Raw genomic sequence first — 429 nt, 5'->3', positions numbered from 1 at the left:
GTCAAGATTTGTCGTGCAACATGATATGTGCTTAACTTGATCAAGTCGAAGAAACACCTACCACAGCGTAGCCGTATCAAGATTCTGGCAGGGCACCTTTAGAGTGCCGCGAACGCACAAAGTTTTGGAGGAAGCCCAGTGGCCTCAGTCGAGATCCGCAACATCCGTAAGAATTTCGGAACGGTTCCGGTCATTCATGGCGTATCGATCGACATCCAGGACGGGGAATTCGTCATCCTCGTCGGGCCGTCGGGATGCGGCAAATCCACCCTCCTGCGCATGATCGCAGGGCTGGAGAACATCTCCGGCGGCGAGCTCCGGATCGGGCCGCGGGTGGTCAATGATGTCCCGCCCAAGGAGCGCGACATCGCCATGGTGTTCCAGAACTATGCGCTCTACCCGCATATGACGGTCGCCGACAACATGGCC

General features: G+C 56.9%; 1 protein-coding gene. It reads left to right on the top strand.

The features are described from left to right. Positions 1–138 precede the first annotated feature (138 nt). On the top strand, positions 139–429 hold a 291-nt coding region (locus tag C7G61_RS43575; RefSeq protein ID WP_145963880.1), incomplete at its 3' end, for an ATP-binding cassette domain-containing protein.

This window comes from Bradyrhizobium algeriense, from assembly GCF_003062295.1.
In the GTDB taxonomy this organism is placed as follows: domain Bacteria; phylum Pseudomonadota; class Alphaproteobacteria; order Rhizobiales; family Xanthobacteraceae; genus Bradyrhizobium; species Bradyrhizobium algeriense.
This window is presented reverse-complemented; position numbering and strand designations above follow the sequence as displayed.